Below are 4,465 nucleotides of genomic sequence, written 5' to 3' on the forward strand. Positions count from 1 at the left end.
TCATGCTCTTTGATAGCCTTGATGATTTGTTCTTCGCTGTAACGTTTTTTCATTTTGAGATCTCCACTTGACCCATTTTAATGGAAATCTCATCGATGTCATGGTTCTATTCTTGGGGGAGACGTCAGGGGGATTACAAATCCATTAGAAGTGGATTATCAAGATCACGACTTTTAATTCCTGCAGAAATAAATTCAAAATAATTCAGTAAATACATTGCGCCATAAAGTGATTCCTCTATCTGTCGCAACTTATTATCACATAGTTGTTGGTGAGGTACTCCATCGCTACCTGTGTGTTCTGGAGCTTTTATTTTGCTGTTGTGTGCTTCGATATCAAACTTGTAGTACACGCAATGTACATAAAGGCACATTGCGTGTAAGAGTAGGCAGCACCGCACCACTTGAAAAGTTTTAAAAATTTTTTCTCATTTAGCAGTATTGGTGAATCATGGCCCAGCTCCAGTAGGGCTAGTCTGAGTTTTAAAAGCTTCTATTTCACAACGGATCTTTATCTGTTGTTGGTGGGTCGATGGAACCAATTGGGTTAGGAAATGGTCGCGGTTTATAATTGTCATCTGATGTGCCATCGACATAGTTTTCGTAATATCCATGGACTTCCCACGTTCCGGTGGAATCATAATACGTTGACGCAACACCGTAGTCTTCGCAAAATTCGCCATATCCACAAAACTCATTCAATTCTCGTATTAATTCTCTTTCGTATTCGGCCACCGGGTCATCTTCTTCATCAGGAATCTCATTATCGTCCAACCCGTTTAAAAAGAATGATGACACGGTTATATCGCGCTTCTTGCTAGTCTGATTTACCCCTTTTTTTTTTGGATGTTCGCCGTCAGAGAATTCGTACTTCACTCCAGCATCTTTCAGCTTTCTTAAAAAGTCAGCTTGGCTTGCAGCAAGATTTAAAGCCTTGCAGAGCCTTCCTTGTTTTGGATCAACAGCCGTCACACAGAACATATACCCTCTATGCTTGCGCTCATCGCTAGCTGCAGGATTCGCTACCGTCAAAGAAAAATGATGAGTCAAGCTGGTGTAATAGTGACTCATATAAAATACCAAGTCTCGCAGTAACTTATCCTGCGTACTCGTGAAAGTCTCTAGATTAGAGATATCAATTTCTGTTTCTGCACTATTGCGTTTTGTATTCGAGTCTGACTTTGACTCGATCTCAAACACAAGCCCCCAAGTATCGGTACCCGGATTAATGACCACGACTTTTTCGCGAGGCGCATTTTGCTCCTCGGTTACGTCAACCTGTGGAGTGGCGTGAGCACTCCATGAAATAAACCCTGCAGCTAACAGGAGTACGCCCTTATTAAGTTGCTTTATGTTCATAACATTTCCCTTGTTAAAAATAATCAGAATCAATATCATAGTTACGCAAGATATATATGTCAACATCACGTTTACATTTTTGATACACGAAGGTTACTCTGTTGGACTGTAGTCACGATTTTTATAGGCCCAAGCAAAAAGGCTTGTTTAAAGTAATTAATTAGCGCCGTTTCAGGTAATTAAAATGAAAATTATCTCGCTAACAATTTGTGGGCTTATCATATAAGATAAAATTTCCGATTCCATTTTTGCATCCGTAATAGCTTGGCCCTTGCAGAAAAGGTCTTAAGTATCCAACACATACTAAAATTTAATGAAATAAACATGAAAAAAGTAATGGTTTCAATTTTGCTCTTTTTTAGTTTTGGAGCTCAATGTCAAGACGTAAACTACTATTTATCTAAAGTCGATGCGTCCAATTGTTCCGCCACGCAGTACGACTCCCAAAAGGAGTGTTCAGTACAATATAGTGACAACACGGTGCACAACGCTCTTTTGGTGAGTGCGAGTACAAGTAACGAACGATTCAAAGGTATTGACAATCGATTAGACGACCACGCTGGCTTCTTTGCTTCATCAATTGGAGTTATAGGGGTGATGTTAACCATCGTTTCTATTGTGATTGGTTACGTCGTTGTAAAGCAGGCTAGAAAGATCGATGAAATCTATCGAACTTATTCAGAGAAGCTTAATGAACTGTCAAAAAATCAACTAGATTTCTCGAAGTTTTCTATTGATATTGAAAAACAACGCATAATGATTCAAGAGGTTAAGCTGAGCTTAAAGTTCGAGTCAATTCATTATGGAGCAGAAGCCCTCTTATCAAAGGTTTATCACTTAATAGCTAAGATTGACAGTGCTATTGATGAATACACCAAGGAATGTGTGGAACAAGAAGGCAACACTAACCACGAAAAATGCGAATCTAAGTTTGCACATGCGAAAGACCTTATCGTTGAGAGTAGAGACTACTGCAATGAGGCGATCAATAAGCTGAAGTACATCAAGGACAACCTTTGGAGGCTTAATAATGGTTCGGTTGTCGATAATGTTGAGATGAAACTTAAGTCAACTTGGGTTAGAGCACATGTCGCTTCAGCATTGATTCATAAGCGAGATTGGGTATTATTGAAAGGGCCTAGTGCACTCAATAATGCTATTAGTGAGCTTAAGAGTGCTCTCTCCGAAGCAAACAGTCTTCCAAGTAGCCTTGACAAGGCTAGAGTATACTTTAATCTTGCATGTTATCAGAGTCTTTCTGGTGACGTAGAGAACGCGTCAGAGAGTTTAACTAAAGCTGAGCTGTACAATCAACGGTACAAGCTTTCGGCTAAATATGATGATGATCTGACAGCTGTATTTAACTACAGAAACAGCGAAAGCTGATCCTCTTTGCTTAGAGGACCGTAGTGATATATACTAATTACGAGCTAACTAAAGCAATTTCATTGGTCAGTGGGGAGCGGTGAATTATGAAATATTTCAATGATGAAACTTGGGTATAACCGAGTAGTTCTTGTCTCTAAGGGTGCCGAGTGGCACCCTTTTTTGTTTGCACTTAAAATCTTATGAAAAGCCCCCTCCACTAAGAGTTCATCGGTAATAGCTTTTAATGTCCCAACTAGCGCACACCAAATACTGTAGTCTCCCGAAAAACCGGGCCTGTTATAAGTAGAAAACTCCCTCAGACCAAAGTGAAGGGTTCCTATCTGCGCGAATCACGAGACACCGTCAGTCGACTCTTAGCTATTCTACTCCTTAACGAATAGAGTAAACCAAGTTCGAAGCATTACCTCTTTTACCCCACTTACTTTTACTAAAAAGAGACACATACCCTGTTTCGTTAGCATCGATTATTCGGTTTCCGAAACTCAAAATAATTTACTTATTCCGTTCAAGTGCAATCTGTTCAAGTTTCTTTCTATAAATCGATATCGAGTGATCTGCTAATACGCTTGTCCAAGGTAGCTTATTATTTAACCACCCTCGAAAGCGGTACCAAATATCCACATGATATAACAACCGTGTGCTTTTATAGTCACCAGGCGAAATACTTGTCAGATATCGCATATCACCACCATGCAGATATTTCCCAAATTTCTCTCGCAAACTGCGCTTCACTGAATCCCCTACACCGGGAAGAAGCCCTAATAACCACGACAAACTTGTGATCAGAACATCTGCTGGCGGTACCATCGTCACACTGTCTGAAGCATTGACGACTCTGTAAATTGGCGTTTTCATAGTCATCAGCCAATGGTCATCGGCGACTCTTGGCGAGCCAAATGTATAACATGCAGCGTTCCCACCCTTATGTGTTAGTCGTTTAGCGGCTATCGTCGCTAAAGCTCCACCAAGTGAATGGCCCGTGATGAATAGCGGTAAATTAGGAAACTTCTCAAGAGCATTAATAATGTCACGTTCAATTACATTAAATGCAGCATCGAATCCGGAGTGCACTTTGCCGCCAGTTTCACACGATTTTAGTACGGCATAAGCATCACTTTTTATATCTCGCCACGATGTGGCCTCGGTACCTCTAAATGACAGTACTAGAAACCTTGATGTACGAATTAGAATTGCTTGGCTTCCATTTGAGTCGAAAGTTTCTAGCAGTTCAGCTTTCAGCTCATTAAGATCAGCTATCAAAGATTCCTTTTCTTCTTCGCTATCATAAGCAAACGCACTTACCAACTGCCTAATCTTCTCGAAAGAGAGCTTGCTGCTCGACGTACGTTCCAAAATACTTTCAAGTTTATTCGCGGTCGAGAGATTAAGAACAGGAGGATTGAACTTCTTGTATGCAAGCTCTGAAAAGCATGCCATCAACCAAGACGTTCGGTCACTGTATGCTTGTCGATATACTGGAGGGGCTTTGCCTAACAACGTATTGGTTCGTTCAATATCTGATTTCGTTTGAATAATAGATGTAGTCATATGTTGGCCTCAAGCGTTAATTAACCTCAACTTAACATGAAGGTGACGTCTCCCCCAAGAATAGAACCATGACATCGATGAGATTTCCATTAAAATGGGTCAAGTGGAGATCTCAAAATGAAAAAACGTTACAGCGAAGAACAAATCATCAAGGCTATCAAAGAGCATGA

General features: G+C 40.4%; 3 protein-coding genes. 1 reads left to right on the top strand and 2 read right to left on the bottom strand.

Features of this window, described 5'->3' with window-relative positions; genetic code table 11:
- Positions 1–497: 497 nt before the first annotated feature.
- Positions 498–1,358 (bottom strand): hypothetical protein, encoded by an 861-nt coding sequence (locus tag CWE21_RS13320; RefSeq protein ID WP_126834906.1) that lies wholly within the window; start codon positions 1,356–1,358, stop codon positions 498–500.
- Between the two features lie 324 nt (positions 1,359–1,682).
- On the opposite strand from CWE21_RS13320, the gene CWE21_RS13325 reads away from it, so the two are divergent.
- On the top strand, positions 1,683–2,744 hold the full coding sequence (locus tag CWE21_RS13325) for a hypothetical protein (RefSeq protein WP_126834907.1): 1,062 nt from the start codon (positions 1,683–1,685) through the stop codon (positions 2,742–2,744).
- A 495-nt stretch (positions 2,745–3,239) separates the two neighbouring features.
- Here the strand turns inward: CWE21_RS13325 and CWE21_RS13330 are convergent, their stop codons facing one another.
- Positions 3,240–4,295 (bottom strand): lipase family protein, encoded by a 1,056-nt coding sequence (locus CWE21_RS13330; protein ID WP_126834908.1) that lies wholly within the window; start codon positions 4,293–4,295, stop codon positions 3,240–3,242.
- Positions 4,296–4,465 lie beyond the last annotated feature (170 nt).

The organism is Pseudidiomarina aquimaris (genome assembly GCF_003987395.1).
Taxonomy (GTDB): domain Bacteria; phylum Pseudomonadota; class Gammaproteobacteria; order Enterobacterales; family Alteromonadaceae; genus Pseudidiomarina; species Pseudidiomarina aquimaris.

What these genes read in the sequence shown, in the direction of transcription:
- CWE21_RS13320 (WP_126834906.1), bottom strand. Translation starts at nt 1,358, where the DNA reads ATGAACATAAAGCAACTTAATAAGGGCGTACTCCTGTTAGCTGCAGGG.
- CWE21_RS13325 (WP_126834907.1), top strand. Translation starts at nt 1,683, where the DNA reads ATGAAAAAAGTAATGGTTTCAATTTTGCTCTTTTTTAGTTTTGGAGCT.
- CWE21_RS13330 (WP_126834908.1), bottom strand. Translation starts at nt 4,295, where the DNA reads ATGACTACATCTATTATTCAAACGAAATCAGATATTGAACGAACCAAT.